The following is a 16,392-nucleotide window of genomic DNA, read 5'->3' on the forward strand; positions in this document are numbered from 1 at the left end:
GCGCCCGGCCGCCGCGGTCCCCGCCCTCCGGGCGGACTGCGCCGCTTCGTGGCCGCCCCCTGGCCGGCGGGCTGGAGGGGATCACGGGCTGGGGCATGCGAACTCCTTCGGTGGCCGGCTCCGGGCCGGTCCCCGGCGCGCTGACCGCCCCATCTGATCACGAAGCCGCGCCCCCCTCACCCGGATTCCGTCCCCACCCCCACCCACCCTCCGCCGAACCTCCACCCGCCCCGGCACCACCACCGCCCAGGCCCGGATGCCGGCCCGGAGCCCACTGCCAGGGCCGCCCCGGCGGTGTCCGCCCGGGCCCCGGGCCGGGTGTGGCCCGGCTGTGCCCGGCCCGCTGCCGGGGCCAGTCCGGGGTTCGTCCGCCGGGTTTCAGCCGGTGTGCTTCGGCTGTGCACGGCCCGCCGCCGAGGCCACTCCGGGGGTGTCTGCCGGGTCCCCTCCGGGTGTGCTTCGGCTGCCCCCGGCCGCTGCCGGGGCCACCCCGGTGGCGTCCGCCCGATCCCGGCCGGGTGCGGTTCGCCCCCCGCTCGCCGGCGGAGCCGCCTGGCGTGCGCGGCCCCCTCGGAGTGCGGTTCGATTGCCCCGGCCCGCCATCGGGACCGCCCGGCGTCCCCGGCCCCGTCAGGGGGCGGTCCGACTGCCCGGCCGTGCCGGGGGCAGCCGGTGTGCGCAGCCCATCAGGGTGTGGTCCGGTCGCCCTGGCGGCCCGGTTGCCCCGGCCCGCCGTCGGGACCCCCCGGCGTCCCCGGCACCGTCAGGGGGCGAGGTCCGTGCCGCTCGCCGCGCGGGCCAGTACGGCGACGACCTCCTCGTCCGGGGTCTGGGAGAAGTCCCGGTACCACTCGCCGACCGCGCGGAACCCGGGCCGTACGGAGGGGCAGACCACCTCGTCCGCCGCCCCGCGCAGCGCGGCGACCGCCTCGGGGGGTGCCACCGGGGCGGCCAGCACCACCCGCGCCGCCCCGGAGGCGCGGGCGATCGCGCAGGCGGCCGCGGCCGTGGCCCCGGTCGCGATCCCGTCGTCCACGACGATCACCGTCCGCCCGGTGAGCGGGACCCGCGCCCGGCCCTCCCGGTAGCGCCGTGCGCGCCGTTCGAGCTCCGCTTCCTCGGCATGCTCGACGGAGTCGAGGTCGGCCCGGGAGGCGCGGCTGTGGCGCAGGACGTCCTCGTTGAGGATCCGCACCCCGCCCTCACCGATGGCGCCGAAGCCCAGTTCCCGGTGGCCCGGCACGCCGAGCTTGCGGACCACGATCACGTCGAGCGGGGCGCCGAGGGCCCGCGCCACCTCGTACGCCACGGGCACACCGCCCCGCGGCAGCCCGAGGACCACGGGGTCCGCGCCCGCCAGATGACGCAGCGCGTCCGCCAGTACGCGCCCCGCGTCCGCGCGGTCGGCGAAGACCCTGCCGGTGAAGGACATGACGGTTCACCCCGTCCCGGGAAGCCCGTCGAACGGCCGCCCGTCGAACGGACCCCCTTCGAACGAACCCCATTCCGGGTCGTCGCGCAACCGCGGCCGTCCCGCGAGCGCGGAGAGAGCCGAGCGCGGCGCGGAGCCGAGCGGGGCGCGGAGCCGAGGGGACGAGCGCCGCGCCACCGCTGCGGAAAGGGCCCCTTACCCCCTCCCGCCTGGTCGGATAGGTTGAACGGGCAGGCCCCGGCCCTCAGGTGACCGACCGTCACCACCCGGCCCGCGGCCGGCCCCGTACCCGCGATGGAGGAGCCACCGTCCGTGATCGTGATAGCGCAGCTCAGTGACGTCCACTTCGACGGCGGCCCCCGGTCCGCCGAGCGCACCCGCGCGGTCCTGGAGTACCTGGACGCCCTCCCGTACGACCTGGACGCGGTGCTGGTCAGCGGGGACATCGCCGACAACGGGACCCCGGACGAGTACGAGCAGGCCCGCAAGCACCTCGTCTCGCGGCACCCGATGGTCGTCTGCCCCGGCAACCACGACGAGCGCACCGCCTTCCGCCGCGGCCTGCTGGGCGAGGAGGAGCCGTCCGCCGGGCCGGTGGACCAGGTGCTGCGCGGGAACGGCTTCGTGCTGGCCGTGTGCGACTCCTCCGTCCCCGGCGAGGACCACGGCCGCCTGGAGGACTCCACCCTGGAGTGGCTCGACGGCGTCCTCACCGGGACCCCGCACGAGGTGCCCGTCCTGGTCGCCTTCCACCACCCGCCCGTCCCGCTGCACACCCCGTACGTGGACGACATCCGCCAGTTCGGCGAGGAGCGGCTCGCGGCCCTGGCCGGACGCCACCCCCACCTGCGCGCCTTCCTGTGCGGGCACGCCCACACGGCGGCGGCGACCACCTTCGCGGGCCTGCCGCTGCTGGTCGCGCCCGGGGTGACGTCCACCCTGCGGCTCCCCTGGGAGGCGCCGGCCGGCCCCGACGAGCACGTGTACCTGGACGAGCCGCCGGCCGTCGCCTTCCACGTGCTGGGCGAGGACGCGCGGCTGACGACCCACTACCGGGTGGTCGTCGCCCGCCGGTAGCTGCTGCCGTCCCGGGTCCGGGTGAGGTGCCCCGAGGTGATCAGGTAGCGCCGCAGCGCCGAACAGTCCTCGTGCACGGTCCGCAGCGCGTCGTTCACCTCGGGCTCCGAGTACTCCCGGTCCGGGGCGAACAAGGTCTCGGTGAGGTGCGCCAGCAACTGCTCGCGCCGGGCGGCCTTGCGCGGGATGGCGACGAGACGGCCGCCGGAGAACAGGTCGCCGACCCCGCGCGGGGTGCGGTCGGAGGGTTCGTGCGTCCGAGCTGCGGCGCTCGGCTGATCGGTGTTCTGTGACATGCCCCCGAGCTTCGCCCGCCCGCGCGGCCGCGGCAACGCAATATCCGCCCCCGCCCCCACGGAGCGCGGGGGCGGGGGCGGAGGCGGACCGGACGGCCGTCAGGGCGCGACGGTGATCTGCTGCGCGGGGTCGGTCGTGTCGGAGACCAGGTAGACCGCGTTGAAGGTGGACGAGGTCGCGCTGGTCGGGCAGCCGAAGCCGCCGGTCACCGTCACCGGCACGGCGGCGTTGGTGAAGGTCAGGCTGGACGGGGCCCCGTTGGCCCAGGTGCCCGGGACGCTCGCCGGGCCGCCGGGTGCCGCGGTGACCGTACAGGTGGCCAGGCCCGTCGTGTGCACGACCAGACCGCCCGTGGGCACCGTCATGGTGGCCGTGACCGGCGAGCCGTTCTGCATGGACACCGACCAGGCGCCGCTCGTGGTCACGGTCGGGGTCACGCCCGGCATGCTGGACGTGCAGGAGCTGTACGTGGGCGGGGAGATCGGCGAGGACACCGGCCCGGCCGCGTTGTGGTTGCCGGGGGCGGCCGGCACCGAGCCGGTGGAGACGGAGACCGTGCAGGTCACCGTGACCGAACCGGCCTTGAGGGTGGCCTTCCCGCTGAGGGCGGCCTTGAAGGCGTGCCCGGCGGGGGTGACGGTGGTCGACCCGGCCAGCGGTAACGGAGCGGCGTGGGCGGTGGTGGAGGCCACGGTCAGGGCGGCGGCCGCTGCCATGCCGAGGGCGAGCGCGGTACGCGTGCGGCTCATGGCTGTGCTCCTTGGGGATCGGGGTGCGGAGTGGGGGAGGTCCCGGCGGGGGAGGGCCGGGCGGGGGCGGCGGAGCCCCCGGTGCGCGGGGCGGCGTTCGGCTGCCAGGCGAACATCAGCCCGCCGCCGAGGATGCCGAGCAGGGTGCCGATCAGGAACCCGCCGAGGTTCGACAGGACCAGCGCGGCGGTGGCGATCAGGGTGGTGAGCACCCCGGCGAGGGCACGCTGGCGGGGCGAGAACCAGGCGGTGAGACCGAGGACGATCATGATGATGCCCATCAGGACGGACGGGATCCCCGCGATGCCCTGCTGGAGCATGATCTTCAGTGGTGCCAGCGGAAGTACGCAGATCCACGCCCCGGCCAGGACGGCGAAGAGCCCGCCCCAGAAGGGCCTGCTGCGCCGCCACCGCCGCCAGCGGCTCAGAAGCATTCCTTCTTGCCCTTGCTGATGTTCATGCTCAGCCCGGACAGCTTGAAGGTGCCGGCGTTGGTCGCCCACGCCGTCTGCTGGAGGCTGCTGATGGTGACCTTGTCCGCCTGCTGGGCGAACAGGTCCTGCATGCCCTGCGCCTCGGCCGGGCCCTTGTCCAGGGTGGAGGCGTCGCGCCCGATCTCGATGTTCGTGAACTCCGCGTCACCGGCGAGCTGAGTGGCGTCCACGAACAGGTTGGAGGCCTCGACCGGGGCCTTCTTGCCGGCGGTCAGGTTGAGGGAGATGTCCCCGATGACCGGCAGGCTGGTGACCACCGACTGGCAGAGGCTGTGCAGCTTGGCCTCCTTGATGGCGGTGACGGCCACGGGGATCAGTTCCTGGCGGGCGTTGACGTCGACGCTGCCGTACTGGGCGAAGCCCTCCCCCTCCAGGCTCTCGGCCGACACCTTGAACTGCTGGCCCGACACCGCGAAGGAGGCGGCCAGCGCACCCTGGGCCAGCGCGATCCCCAGCCCGGCGGTCACCGCCACGGCGGGCACGGTCAGCAGCGCGAACCTGCGCCAGCGGACCCTGCCCTCCACTCTGCTCGCGGACTCGGCGCCGACCCCGCCCTCAGAATCGAATTCAGGTAAGTACGGTGAATCTGCCACGAGATCGTCCCTTATCTCGGCTGTGCACCTTTGTTACCGACGAGTTGAATGTAAGAGTGCCAATGGTGGTTGGCAAGGTTGTGCGAGTGCACCCTTTAGGCCGACTCCTACTGCTCCGTACGCAGCAGTTCGGCCACCTCGGCCTCCACCCGCCGCCCCATCGCCCGGGCGAACTCCGAGGCCACCACCTCACCCGCCACCGGCCGCAGCGCCGCAACCGCCTCGCGGACGTGATCCAGCTGGGTGGCCGAAAGCAGCCCCAGTCCCTGCGGGCCGATCACATGCCTCCGGAACAGTCCGACGAACCGGTCGGCCAGCGCCGCCGCCTGCTCCTGCACGAACTCCCCGGCGTCCAGGACCTCCCCGAGCGGAATCCCCTGCCGCACCAGCGCCACCGTCGCCTCCAGCAACCGCCGGCTCGGATACGTCACCCGGTCCCCGTCGACCCGTACGTAACCCAGCTCGACCGCCCGTCGGGTGTGCGCGGCCGTCGCCCCCGCGCCGAACAGCTCGCGCAGCTCGGCCCGGGTCATCGTCACCGGCTCCTCGCTCACCCAGTCCCGGGTCATCTCCCGCTCCAGGCCGAGGAGTTGGGACAGCCCGCCACCCTGCTCCCAGGCGGCCAGCAGTTCGCCGATCCCGTTGACCGTGTAGCCGCGCCCCAGCAGGTCGCTGATCAGCCGCAGCCGGGTCAGGTGGTCGTCGGAGTACCAGGCGATCCGGCCCTCGCGCCGCGGCGGGGGCAGCAGCCCGCGCTCCTGGTAGTAGCGCAGGTTGCGCACCTTCACCCCGGCCGCCCGGGCCACCTCCTCCCGGCGCCAGCGCCGCCGCCCCTGCCCGTCGTCCGTCCCCGCCCCAGTGCTCACGCGGCCGAGTGTAGGACCTACCGGCGGGTGTACCGGCAGGTCACATGGGGCGGCGGGGCCGCGTCACCGGGTGCGCTGCGGCGCCTCGCGCTTGACGGCCCGCAGGACCACGAACCGCGGTTCGCTCGCGGTGACTTCGCAGTTGCCGAAGAGCCGGCGCAGATGCGTGTGGTAGCCCATGTGACGGTTGGCCACCACCCACAGCTCCCCGCCCGGGCGCAGCACCTTGCGCGACTGCGCGAACATGCGCAGCGCCGTCGCGTCGGTCGTCGCCTGGTGCGAGTGGAAGGGCGGGTTGTTGAGGACCAGGTCCACGGAGGACGGCGGCAGCATCGCCACCCCGTCGCCGACGAGGAACTCCGCCGTCCGCCGGCCCGGGCGGACGTTGGCCTCGTAGGTGGCCCGCGCCGAGGCGACGGCCTGGTACGACTCGTCCGTGAACACCACCTCGGCGTCCGGGTCGGCGACCTGCACCGCCGTGCCCACGACACCGTTGCCGCAGCCCAGGTCCACGACCCGGGCCCCGTCGGTGTTGGTGGGGATCGACTGGAGGAAGAAGCGCGTGCCGACGTCCAGCCGGTCGGCGCAGAAGATCCCGGCGTGGTTGACCACGGTCAGCCCGGCGCCCGAGCCCCCGTCCTGGTCCACCGTGTACGTCAGCGGCCACGGCGAGGCTCCGGCGCCGGCCAGGACCGCGGGGTCCGGGGTGCAGAAGATCAGCCGGGCCTTCTTCTCGGCGAGGGAGGTCCGCGTCGGGCCGATGATCTTCTCGAAGAGGTCCAGCGTGGAGGTGTGGATCTCCTTGACCATGCCGGTGCCCACGACCACCGTGCCCTCGTGCAGGTGCGGGGCCAGCCGCCGGAGCTGGTCCTCCAGCAGCGCCAGGCTCTTGGGCACCCGGACGAGCAGCACGTCGATCCGCGCGGGCGGCGCGTCCCGCGTGGTCAGCAGGGTCACGGTGGACTTGGCGGTGCCGATGCCGGCCCGGTCGAGGTTGGCCTCGGTGGCCGCCCGGGTCAGCGCGGAGTCGGTGATCTGGGCCGGGTGGTGGGCGGCCAGGGCCGTGGTCAGCGCGCCCCAGCGGTCGCCGACGACCGTGATCTGCCCGGCGCCGGCCAGGTCCACCGGGCCGCGCTCGCCGGTGCCCGCGTCGAGGTGGCGCAGCAGGTACTCGTCGGCGGCGTCCCAGGCGCGGAGCCGGTCGCGCGGGTCGGCGGGGAAGCGGGTGAGTTCGTAGGAGCCGAAAGGCGTGGTCAGGCGGTTCATATCGGACCCAGGCTAGCCGAGGCGGCCGCCGGGCCCCGCACGCCGCGTCTTTCCCGGACGAGGAACGGGGGCAACCGGACCCGGCGGGGCTACCTTGTCCCGTATGAGCAATCTCGATCGCCAGCCGGCCCTGTCCTCCTGCGGCGGCCGCGGCTTCGTCGTGGCCGAACCGGTACGGGAGCTCCTCAGCCCGCGCACGGTCCGGCTCGGGGAGTCCACCGAGGTCCGCCGCCTCCTGCCGAACCTGGGCCGCCGGATGGTGGGCGCCTGGTGCTTCGTCGACCACTACGGCCCCGACGACATCGCCGACGAGCCCGGCATGCAGGTCGCCCCGCACCCGCACGCCGGCCTGCAGACGGTGAGCTGGCTGCACGAGGGCGAGGTCCTGCACCGCGACAGCGTGGGCAGCCTGGCCACGATCCGCCCGCGCGAGCTGGGCCTGATGACCTCCGGCCGGGGCATCAGCCACTCCGAGGAGAGCCCGCGCCCCCACGCCCGCTTCCTGCACGGCGCCCAGCTGTGGGTGGCCCTCCCCGACGCCCACCGCGACGTCGCCCCCCACTTCCAGCACCACGCGGACCTCCCGCAGGTCACGGCCCCCGGGCTCAACGCCACGGTCATCCTCGGCACCCTGGACACGGCGACCTCCCCGGGCACCGCCTACACCCCCATCGTCGGCGCCGACCTCGCCCTGTCCGCCGGCACCGAAACCCGCCTCCCCCTCGACCCGGACTTCGAGTACGCGGTCCTCTCCATGTCCGGCGAGGCCCACGCCGACGGCGTCCCCCTCCTCCCGGGCTCGATGCTCTACCTGGGCTGCGGCCGCAGCGAACTCCCCCTGCGGGCCACGTCGGACGCGGGGCTGATGCTGCTGGGCGGGGAGCCGTTCGAGGAGGAGCTCGTCATGTTCTGGAACTGGATCGGACGGTCACACGATGATATCGCGCAGGCCCGAGAAGACTGGATGAACGGGTCCCGCTTCGGCGAGGTGAAGGGCTATGACGGCCCTCCGATTCCTGCCCCAGAGCTGCCTCCCACCCACCTGAAGCCCAGGGGAAGGGTGCGTTGACCTGCTGTTTTGCGTGGGTGAGGGCTGGGTGCGGTGCTCGCTCTCGGCCCTCCGCTTTTGGTTTCGCGGAGGGGGCTGCCGGGCGCGGTGTAAGAGCCTTCGGTGCCGACGGTCGAGTCTCATGTGTCGCAGGCTGTAACCAAGCTTAGTCGGACGGATGCTGACCTTTTGCTGACTTTACTGACGAGTAGTTAGATTTGCTCGCAGGCTCTGCTGAGTTTCCGGTACCCGCACTGGGCAGGGTGGCTGCCATTGGGTCGCTGGCGCCAGCGACCTGGTCAGCGGAACAGTCAAGACATGCGATACGTCGGTGGTGTGTATGCGTGGGCACCTGTGGAGAGGCGACAACAGCCTTGCTTGGCCCCGTCCCCACCACCAGGCGGTGGCGGAAGCCTGTATGGGCGCGGGAGGCCTGGGGGCCGGCCACCACGTGGTGGGCCGGTTGAGTAAGTCCAACCTTCGGAGTGCATGCAGGACGACGTCTGTGGACTGGCGGGTGGTGAAGCTGGCGCCGACGAGCTGTGGGTTGGGCAGGTGCGACCTCACCAATTCACCTGCCTCACGGGTGCCAGTCGCGAATCATGGCTGCATGAGCATGGGCGAAGCTCTAAGGGTCGCCAGCAGCCGCCGCTGGCAGACGCCTCGGCCCAGGCCTTGATCGCGTGCGGAGGGGCACGGGTGCAGTCTGCGGGAGCGCAGCAGCCGACCACCCAAATTTGGGTGGTCTCCAAGCATCCGAAGGCAGAGACGACATCCCTGATTCTTCCTCCTCGCCAGCGCGTTGTATTTCCTGGTCGTACTGCCGATCAACAAGCTTCACGAACGCCTCGCCCCCCACCAGGACGTCCAGACCCCGAAACGGGACTGCCCTGAATGCCTCAGCCTCGTACCCGCCCAGGCCCGACGCTGCGCCTCCTGCATGGTCGCCCTGCCCGCGGTACCCGCACAGGCTGGAGAGACAACCCAGCGCGTCGGATGGCTGGTCTCCGCTGACCATCACCGCTCGACATCCTCAGCGCTTGGCCGATTCGGCGACAATCGCGGCAGGACGCACGGACAGGGGGAGAGATGTCAGCAGATGTGAGCGGGACGAAGGGGACCTGGCCGGACGGGCGGGAAGTCGACCCAGCGCTGACATCCATGCGGGCAGCGACGCGCGCCCTGCGGTTCCATCTGGACACGCTGCCTGCGGTGTTTCACTTCGACGGGCCGGCCGACCAGTTTCTCGCGGAGGCTGCGTTTCCATTTGCCCGGTGGCGGTACGCCTGCGCTGACTCCCTGCTGGGTTCGGGTACCGGCGGCACCGTCGTGGGGGCTCTGTCGCGCAGCCTGTTCGATGACGGTCTGCGGTGGCAGTGGATCGCCGAATCGCCGACGGAGAGGCGGCCGGGTCTGCTGGGCAGCATGCTTGAAGAACGCGACCGAATCTGCGGTTTCCTGGCCACCCACGAGGCGACCTGCCCCAACTTGGCCCGGTGGTTCGTTCCACTGGATGGCGTCACCAACCTGACGGGCTCGTCCCTGGAGGCGCTTGCGGCGCCGTCGCTGCCGGATACGCCAGAGCTTCTGGACCTGTTCCTCGCCTCCTCCCCCACCCGGACTCCGCCGGTCTCGCTGCTCGGCGGAAGTGTCGAGGACCTGATGCAGGCCGCCCGGGGCCTGCTGGCCATGTCCGGACTGCGCGGGGCGGTGATGGTTCTGGCGCACGCCGGTCACGGCAATCTACTGGGGCTCCAGAGCAGCCTGGCCGCCGGAGGTGCCGCCGGGCATGACCTGCGGGCCGATCACGAGGCACTTTTCATGCATGTTGCCGCTGTCGGGGTCACCGTGACCCTTCTGGGTGTGTGCGCGGCTGTGCCGGAGTGTTGGCCGCCGGAGGTCGAACGGGCCGGGTTTCTCGGAACACTGCTGCGGCTGACCGAGGATGTCGTGACCGCAGCGCACACAGTGCACGGTCTCGGCGACCCGAAGCCAGTATCGGGGACCACTGCGAAGGTCCGCGCAACGGCGGGGAGGCGGCGTCTGCGGCCCGAAGCGCTGGTGGCGTATCACGAGGTTCTGCCGGACATTCTGCATGCCGGTCCGGTCATCGGGGCGGTCCGCCGCTACGCTGAGTTCGTCGGCAGCTGGACCGTCAATCCGTGGGCTCACGGTGACCCCAAGCTGGCGAGCGTTCTCGCGTACGGCGGGGCCCACTCCACGTTCAACACCGTGATGAGTACCTTTGACGAACATGCCTCTGTGACAGCAGTGTTCGCCGCGCGGATGCTTCTGGAGGAAGCCGCCCGCTTCACCTGGCTGGTCCAGGACGTCCAGGACGAGGACGCGTTCGTGCAGCGGTCCACCCAATACTTCGATGAGTTCCGGGCGATGAAGAAGACCGCGATCGCCACGTTCACCGGCAACGGTGTTGCCCGCGCCGCGGCCATTCGGTTGCTGACGATGCCCGACCATGTCGTCCAGGGACCGGAGACGATCACCAAGGGTCGTGAGCGGCTGCCTTCGATCGACAAGATGCTTTTGCTGATGGGGGCGCCCTACCCCGAGCCGGGCTGGCTACCCGTGGCCTACTCGCTGCTCAGCCAGGTCGTCCACAGCACTCCGGTCGGCCTCGTGCACATGACCCGCTATCGCGAAGGCGTTCTGTCCGCCCACGACATCTCCCCGGAGATGCTTGCCCTTGCCCTGGATGTGGCCAGCTTGGGCAGCGCCCGCCTGCTGGGCATGTCCGGTCTGCTGCTGTCCCATGGCAGTGCCCAGGCGCAGCAATACGCGGCCGGACTGGCACGACGTGCCGACGAAGTCCACCACCTCGCCCGCATGGTGCACGGACTGGACTGAACCCGCGGGGCCGGCGCGCCTGGGCGCCGGCCCCGTTTCGCGCGCCACAGATGGTTGTCCGGCGAGCCGGCAGCCCGGGCCCGGCGTAGGCCTCTCACGATCTGGCAGGTGTGCGGTGTGAGTGGGGCCTGCTCCAGCGGCCAGAGCCGGACTCCATGCCATGCGGAAAAGCAGGTGGAGGGGAACCCGGCGCCTTGGAGCGAGCCACGGGCGTCTTCATGGCCTTGGCCCTGTGACGCGCCAACCGCGCAGGCAATACTCGCCCAAGCCGCCCGTGCCGCGGACTGCAGTGCACTGGACCTGGCGGCGGCCATGGCCGGCGATGCACCGCTTCCGGGCCGCCTTGAGGAAGCCGTACGGTCCGCGGTCGAGCAAGCCCGCTGCTCCCCCGACCACCGCACCGAAGCGCCCGGCCGCCTGCGCCCGCAGCCGCATGCGGTCCGCGAGCAGCTGGCCCGCTTCCGTGCCCTGCGCCGCCGTCTCCTCGCCGCCCCCGACGACAGCCGGCTGCAGACCGGGCTTCAGGACGCCGCTTACACCCTGTGCGTGCTGATAGGCCGCACCACCGCCTACAGCGCCCCGCAGGAAGCCGAACTGCGGCGGCACCCACCTCAACGGCAAGCTTCCCCAGCGATGCCGAGGGCACCCCAGTCAGCACCGGCAGCACGCGCCCACGCACTGAACGGCCAGGCCGGTCGTAACGCCAGGATCCGTTCAAGGTCTCCGACCTTCAGGCGTGGTCAAACAGCAGCGGATCGCGGCCTGGTAGCCGCGGTCAAGGTCGAAGGGCAACGTCCAGGTATCGCTGGACCGGCTTGAAGAGCCCGTACGGGATGTATCGCGGGATCTCGGACAAGGTTACCCACGCGACCTCAGCGATTTCATCAGTGTCCCCCACGCGCGCGGTCCCGCCGACTACCTCACAGGCGGTGTACGACACTTGCCGACCTGTGATCGGATGGATCCGCTCGCCCAGCTGACAAACGGCGGCCACATCCAGGCCGGCCTCCTCCTTTGTCTCGCGGACGGCGGCCTCCTCGACGGACTCACCCGGTTCGACTTTGCCCGCCGGGAACTGCCATGAGAGTCGGCCCTCTACAACCCTTCGCCGTACGAGCAGTACTTGGCCTTCATGAGCCACAACGGCCGCAGCAACGCGAGGTTGGGGACCAGCATTGCCAGTCAGCGACGCCTCCCGGTCACTCATGGCTTCATTCCTCGAAGAGCATTTCTTCCACCCCGGCCGGCGCCGTTGCGTCCCGCTGTGCGCGCTCGAACTCGAGCTGCCACGCTCGCGCATCGGCGTAAGCGACGTGGACCATGCTGCCTGGGCACAGAACCAATGCCCGGGGCTCGATCTTGTGGTCCTTAACCGATCCGTAACCGATTCGTTTGGTAGGCAGCAAGGCGTGCGGTACGGAACAGGAAGGGCATGGAGCCTTCGGGAGGGTCGCCATGTCACCAGGATGGCCTAATGGGCCGAGGTGTGACAGGGAGCGCATGAGCGCGCACTGCGGCATATAGCATGTCTCCCCGCGGTCCAAGTGGCGGTGGGGCCTCAGCGGTGGAAGGCTCCCGACCACCTCATGTATCCGTGCTTGACCACCTCCGCATCGTGTATGAAGGCCCAGGAGGTCGGCAGGTAGGCATCGTCGCGGCCGCGGATGACACGGGCTTCTGGGCGGCGCGCCGGCGGGTTGGCTAGGTAGGCGTCGATGTCCGGGATCGCAAAGCCGGCGCCGCGACGGCGCTTGCGCTCATACGGCGCCAGCTCGTTGAGGTTGCACGGGCGGCAGAGGATCCCGCGAACGCAGCAGCGGTTGCTGGAGCCCTTCATGCCGCAGCAGTGATGGTCGTGATCGATCTGCCAGGGGCGTGGTTCGACGTGAGGAATACCGCCGTCGCAGGGCTCCTCATTGTCCCCGCAGAGGGCGCACCGGAAATTCTGCGCGCGCCAGATGGCGTTGTACTGGGGGACGGTGAGCCCGTACTTCTCGATGCCCCGGCGCATCCGGTAGCACCCTTGGCACTCACGGCCCCGCACCAGGCGGGCGGCCCATGCCCCACACTTGTAGAACTCACCGTCCCCCTCGAGTTCGATGCGGTTCATGATCTGCTCGATCCCTTCCGAGGAAGCCATGCCGGGATCTTAAAGCTCGCCGCTGACAGTGCCCTCGTCGTCGGCTCGTGCTGTCCGCGCTGCATGGCAGAAGTGCCGTGCTGCGCGGCTATGCCTGCAACCGCTCACGGCGTGTTCTTTGGGTCGCCGCCGAGGCATCCACGCTGATCTTCGAACCAGTCGCTCTTCGGGAAACCCTCCATCCTCGGCTCATACACGATCTTGTCGTAGAGAGCCTTCTGGCAGATCCGAGAGTGGTCCGCTGCGGAGAGAGTAAGCCGCTTACGCTCGCTAGCAGGTTCGGTGAACCATTGGCGGATGCCCATGTGACTCCATCCATCAGGCGAGTCGTGGTCGCCGTAGACGATGCGAGTCAGTCCCGCGAGGACGACCTCGTGAGACAGGGACTTCTCGACCCCGGCAGGGTCTGTGAAGCGTACAGTCCATGACCATTTCTGCCCCTCGGCGAGTTGGGCGTCCTTGGGGAACTGTCCGTCGAAGCCAGCATGGTGCGCCGCGTTGGGACCGATGACGACGTTCTCGGCCCAGGTCACGTCTCCGAGCCACACGGAGTCAGCTAGAAAGCCCTCTGCGATCTTCCGGGTCTCGTCATCGCTGATGAGGTGGTTGCTGCCCATCGCCCCTCCCAGAGCCGAGGCCCGACTGCTCGGACCTCATCAGAGGATGCCTGACTTCGGTGTGCGGGGTCGGTCTTTCACCGACTGGTCTCGCCAACAGCTCCCCGCAGGGCAATCGAGCGGGTACCGTTTGTTCAGCGCACCTCGTCTGTGCGCGCTGAGGCGGAACCCACCTTCCGCCGTCGGCGAACCGAGCGGCCGCTGGGAGGCGAGAGGTTCGTTGGTGCTGCCGAGTCCAGACTCTCCATGCACCTGGCGGTAGTCGGGGTGGGACGGCGTACGCCAGGGGTGCAGGAGACCGCTGTGACCGCCAAGCCGCATCACAACACCACCCACCAGCAGAAGATCGCCCGTGCGCTGCACAAGACCATCGGCTGCGGCTATCAGGAAGCCTTGAGGCGTGTGCGTCTCGCCGCCGAGCGGGGCCTCCTCCCCTCATCCCTGGACGCCGCCGGCCGGGAACGCGCCGTGCGCATCCTGGCCGCCACAGAGACCGCCGCGATCCTTCCTCAGACGCAGGCGAGCCCCGCCGTCTTCGGTACGCATACACACCCCCAGCCCGCCGACGGGTCTCGGACCCCCTCCCTTCCGTGGCGGGGCACCGGCGATCTGGTCCACCTCGAGCCAGGCAGCATCACGGTTCTGGTCTCCTTGCCCACCGCCGGGCGCACGACCATGGCGCTGAACATCGCGGCTCACAACGCCGAGCGGGGCGTGACGTGCCTGTTCACCTCGGGCGAGACGTCCGACGAGGGTCTGTGGCGGAAGGTACTGAACGCCAAGTACGGGTTCGATGTCCGCAGGCAGGCTCCCCCTGAGGGCTGGGATGCCTTCAAGGCCAAGGTCAACGCGGACATGAGCTCGCTGCCATTGTTCATTCACAATCCGCACCCCGGCGACGCGGTCCGCGCGGTCTTCCGGGAGGGCCGGACCATGGCGAACGCGCGCGGTCGGCGGCTGGACCTCTGGGTCCTCGACACCATTCAGCACTTCAGTCAGTTCACCGACGACGGCCTCGATCTCGCCGACTCCATGCACCAGGCACGTCGGATCGCGCAGGAGAACCAGATTCCCGTCGTGGTGACCGCCCGGGTTCTGACCGAGTCCAAGGACGAGGCCATCAGCGCCGAGCACCTGCCGCCAGAGCTGCGAGGCGCGGACTCGATCCTGGCGCTCCACCGCGACAACAGCTCCTGGTTCGCCCGCCGTGAGGACGACTCGGCCGCCTCGACACTGACAGTGCTGCGCCCGCGCCCATCCCAGGCCGGCTCCGCGCAGCTCTTCCTCGAAGAGGAGCGCTGCCGGTTCGTCTCTCTGCATGCTGGCCCTTTCACGCCCTGATCTCGCGCCACCACCAGCTGGGAGCTGAGCCCCAGCGCTCACCCGCGCCACAGGCAGCGGCCCACGAACACCACTTCACCCAGCAGCACCGGACATGGCCGAAGGAGGCCCTCATGCCCGTATCGAAGCGCCTGCGCTATGAAATCTTGCGCCGCGACAATCACACCTGTCGATACTGCGGAGCTGCCGCACCTGCAGTCCCTCTCCGCATCGACCACGTCGTGCCCCTCGCGCTAGGAGGCACCGACACAGCCGACAACCTGGTCACCAGCTGCGAGCCATGCAACAACGGCAAGAGCAGCAGCACCGTGGGAGCAGACCTTGTCGCCGATGTGGCCGAAGACGCGATGCGCTGGGCCGCTGCCATGCAGCGGGCCGCAGACAATCTGCTGGAGCAGGAAAAGCCGAAGCAGGAGTACCGGCAGGCGTTCCTCGCTCAGTGGAACGCCTGGGGCAGGGGCGAAGGCCCGGCGCGCCAAACCTTTCCGCTGCCCGCCGGGTGGAAGGCAAGCATCGAACGCTTTCGCATCGCGGGACTGCCGTCCTGGGTATGGGAAGCGATCGTCGACACATCCATGGGCTACGACTCCGTGAAAGCGGAGAACAAGTTCAAGTACTGCTGCGGCATAGCCTGGAAGCAGATCCACGCCTTGCACGCAGAAGCCCGGGCCCATCTCGCACCGGCGGCTGTCAACCTCACCGAAGCCGGGGCCACGGGCGACGTGGATGCGCTCGCTGTTGAAACAGCGCTCCTTCTCTGGGGCCAAGAGTGGGCGTCTCTCCTGCCGGGCCCGACCCCGGAACATGAAGCGGAGTTCCGGACGACGGCTCATGAGGCTCTGGCCTTAGGCCGCACCCCAGGCGAGCTAGTCCAGTCCGCCGAGTACGGGGCTTGGTTCGCCACAGCCGACGCCCGCCAGGCCATCCAGCATCATGAAGATCAGAAGACCTTCATCGACCAGTACGTGGCGCATTCCGTGTTCGAATACGCCTGGCACTTCTCACACGGGGAGGCGCCGCCCAAGGAAGTTCTCGACGCCCTCTGGGCCAACTGCACCCAACTCTACGAAGCGGGCGCCCACCCCATACCCGTGATCCTGGCCGCAGCCGCTGCTGGCCTCGGCGACACCGCAGACCTCTACGCAGGTCTGAGTGCGGAACAGCGTGATGTCCTCGGAGCCCGCCCAACCCTTCTGCACGCGGAGGAGGTTTGGGCCTACGCCTGGAAGCACGCCTCTCCCGATTTCGCCTGGCCCTCCTCTGAAGAACGGTCAAGACTCCGCGCTGGGCTGGAAGAGCTCCGTCAGCACGGCGGCTACAACACCCTGGATGTCTTCGCTGCGGCCCTGAAGGCAGGATCGGCCCATCAGACCGTCCTGGCTGTCCCGGACCCGCAGGAGTCGGCCAATGGGACCGCCAGCCCTGTCCGACTCCCTCCAGAGTTCGCGCCCGGAGGCAGTCTTGCGCGCATGCCTGCCGCCGACCAGGCCGACCCGCGCTCGACTGGGGACACACGTGCCTGCGCGCCAGCATCGAGCGACTGACCGCAGCCGCGTAGCCCCCGACCCGTGTCGCGGGACTCTCTAGGCCTGGCTGTTCCGTGATGCCGC

General features: G+C 70.4%; 15 protein-coding genes and 1 pseudogene. 6 read left to right on the forward strand and 10 right to left on the reverse strand.

Annotated elements, in window-relative coordinates:
* Positions 1-784: 784 nt before the first annotated feature.
* A pseudogene (locus BX286_RS31320) lies at positions 785-1,432 on the reverse strand (phosphoribosyltransferase); the annotation flags it as partial.
* Positions 1,433-1,744: 312 nt separating this feature from the next.
* Here BX286_RS31320 and BX286_RS31325 point away from each other — a divergent pair.
* On the forward strand, positions 1,745-2,509 hold the full coding sequence (locus tag BX286_RS31325) for a metallophosphoesterase (protein ID WP_121017013.1): 765 nt from the start codon (positions 1,745-1,747) through the stop codon (positions 2,507-2,509).
* On the opposite strand, the gene BX286_RS31330 is transcribed toward BX286_RS31325, so the two are convergent.
* The 6 genes from BX286_RS31330 to BX286_RS31355 form a co-directional block, all read right to left on the reverse strand.
* Positions 2,482-2,805, reverse strand: coding sequence for a DUF2087 domain-containing protein (locus BX286_RS31330; RefSeq protein ID WP_079430852.1), 324 nt, complete (start codon positions 2,803-2,805; stop codon positions 2,482-2,484). The two genes, BX286_RS31325 and BX286_RS31330, sit on opposite strands and share 28 nt — an antisense overlap.
* Before the next feature lie 99 nt (positions 2,806-2,904).
* Positions 2,905-3,555, reverse strand: coding sequence for a hypothetical protein (locus BX286_RS31335; RefSeq protein WP_079430853.1), 651 nt, complete (start codon positions 3,553-3,555; stop codon positions 2,905-2,907).
* A complete protein-coding gene (locus BX286_RS31340) occupies positions 3,552-3,989 on the reverse strand; it encodes a DUF6114 domain-containing protein (RefSeq protein WP_121017015.1) in 438 nt (145 codons plus the stop codon). The genes BX286_RS31335 and BX286_RS31340 overlap by 4 nt, the downstream gene beginning before the upstream one ends.
* On the reverse strand, positions 3,980-4,573 hold the full coding sequence (locus tag BX286_RS31345; RefSeq protein ID WP_079430854.1) for a DUF6230 family protein: 594 nt from the start codon (positions 4,571-4,573) through the stop codon (positions 3,980-3,982). The genes BX286_RS31340 and BX286_RS31345 overlap by 10 nt, the downstream gene beginning before the upstream one ends.
* A gap of 176 nt (positions 4,574-4,749) precedes the next feature.
* Complete coding sequence (locus BX286_RS31350) at positions 4,750-5,508, reverse strand: MerR family transcriptional regulator (protein ID WP_261993559.1); 759 nt, start codon at positions 5,506-5,508, stop codon at positions 4,750-4,752.
* Positions 5,509-5,571: 63 nt separating this feature from the next.
* Positions 5,572-6,765 (reverse strand): methyltransferase, encoded by a 1,194-nt coding sequence (locus BX286_RS31355; RefSeq protein WP_121017783.1) that lies wholly within the window; start codon positions 6,763-6,765, stop codon positions 5,572-5,574.
* Positions 6,766-6,877: 112 nt separating this feature from the next.
* Between BX286_RS31355 and BX286_RS31360 the strand changes: the two genes are divergently transcribed.
* The 3 genes from BX286_RS31360 (at position 6,878) to BX286_RS38115 (ending at position 11,503) form a co-directional block, all read left to right on the forward strand.
* The gene (locus BX286_RS31360) at positions 6,878-7,843 is read left to right on the forward strand and encodes a pirin family protein (RefSeq protein ID WP_121017016.1); all 966 of its coding nucleotides are present in this window, start codon (positions 6,878-6,880) and stop codon (positions 7,841-7,843) included.
* 1,080 nt (positions 7,844-8,923) lie between these two features.
* Positions 8,924-10,684 carry a hypothetical protein gene (locus BX286_RS31370; protein WP_121017018.1) on the forward strand — a complete coding sequence of 587 codons (1,761 nt, stop codon included), beginning with the start codon at positions 8,924-8,926 and terminating at the stop codon, positions 10,682-10,684.
* Positions 10,685-10,996: 312 nt separating this feature from the next.
* On the forward strand, positions 10,997-11,503 hold the full coding sequence (locus BX286_RS38115) for a DUF5133 domain-containing protein (protein ID WP_121017019.1): 507 nt from the start codon (positions 10,997-10,999) through the stop codon (positions 11,501-11,503).
* Here BX286_RS38115 and BX286_RS31380 read toward each other — a convergent pair.
* From BX286_RS31380 to BX286_RS31390, 3 genes are all read right to left on the reverse strand, one after another.
* The gene (locus tag BX286_RS31380) at positions 11,460-11,891 is read right to left on the reverse strand and encodes an NUDIX hydrolase (RefSeq protein WP_121017021.1); all 432 of its coding nucleotides are present in this window, start codon (positions 11,889-11,891) and stop codon (positions 11,460-11,462) included. The genes BX286_RS38115 and BX286_RS31380 overlap by 44 nt on opposite strands.
* Positions 11,892-12,242: 351 nt before the next feature.
* Entirely contained in the window at positions 12,243-12,824 is a 582-nt protein-coding gene (locus tag BX286_RS31385; protein WP_121017023.1) for an endonuclease domain-containing protein, read from the reverse strand.
* Between the two features lie 104 nt (positions 12,825-12,928).
* Positions 12,929-13,441 (reverse strand): hypothetical protein, encoded by a 513-nt coding sequence (locus BX286_RS31390; RefSeq protein ID WP_121017024.1) that lies wholly within the window; start codon positions 13,439-13,441, stop codon positions 12,929-12,931.
* A gap of 303 nt (positions 13,442-13,744) precedes the next feature.
* Here BX286_RS31390 and BX286_RS31395 point away from each other — a divergent pair, with 303 nt between their 5' ends.
* Together BX286_RS31395 and BX286_RS31400 are read left to right on the forward strand one after the other, a co-directional pair.
* Entirely contained in the window at positions 13,745-14,782 is a 1,038-nt protein-coding gene (locus tag BX286_RS31395; RefSeq protein WP_121017026.1) for a DnaB-like helicase C-terminal domain-containing protein, read from the forward strand.
* 113 nt (positions 14,783-14,895) lie between these two features.
* Complete coding sequence (locus tag BX286_RS31400; RefSeq protein ID WP_121017027.1) at positions 14,896-16,326, forward strand: HNH endonuclease; 1,431 nt, start codon at positions 14,896-14,898, stop codon at positions 16,324-16,326.
* The last annotated feature ends 66 nt before the right edge of the window (positions 16,327-16,392 follow it).

Origin of the sequence: Streptomyces sp. 3211.6 (assembly GCF_003634815.1) — a bacterium.
Classification (GTDB): Bacteria; Actinomycetota; Actinomycetes; order Streptomycetales; family Streptomycetaceae; genus Streptomyces; species Streptomyces katrae_A.

What these genes read in the sequence shown, in the direction of transcription:
- BX286_RS31340 (WP_121017015.1), bottom strand. Translation starts at nt 3,989, where the DNA reads ATGCTTCTGAGCCGCTGGCGGCGGTGGCGGCGCAGCAGGCCCTTCTGG.
- BX286_RS31335 (WP_079430853.1), bottom strand. Translation starts at nt 3,555, where the DNA reads ATGAGCCGCACGCGTACCGCGCTCGCCCTCGGCATGGCAGCGGCCGCC.
- BX286_RS31390 (WP_121017024.1), bottom strand. Translation starts at nt 13,441, where the DNA reads ATGGGCAGCAACCACCTCATCAGCGATGACGAGACCCGGAAGATCGCA.
- BX286_RS31400 (WP_121017027.1), top strand. Translation starts at nt 14,896, where the DNA reads ATGCCCGTATCGAAGCGCCTGCGCTATGAAATCTTGCGCCGCGACAAT.
- BX286_RS31360 (WP_121017016.1), top strand. Translation starts at nt 6,878, where the DNA reads ATGAGCAATCTCGATCGCCAGCCGGCCCTGTCCTCCTGCGGCGGCCGC.
- BX286_RS31330 (WP_079430852.1), bottom strand. Translation starts at nt 2,805, where the DNA reads ATGTCACAGAACACCGATCAGCCGAGCGCCGCAGCTCGGACGCACGAA.
- BX286_RS38115 (WP_121017019.1), top strand. Translation starts at nt 10,997, where the DNA reads ATGGCCGGCGATGCACCGCTTCCGGGCCGCCTTGAGGAAGCCGTACGG.
- BX286_RS31380 (WP_121017021.1), bottom strand. Translation starts at nt 11,891, where the DNA reads ATGAGTGACCGGGAGGCGTCGCTGACTGGCAATGCTGGTCCCCAACCT.
- BX286_RS31385 (WP_121017023.1), bottom strand. Translation starts at nt 12,824, where the DNA reads ATGGCTTCCTCGGAAGGGATCGAGCAGATCATGAACCGCATCGAACTC.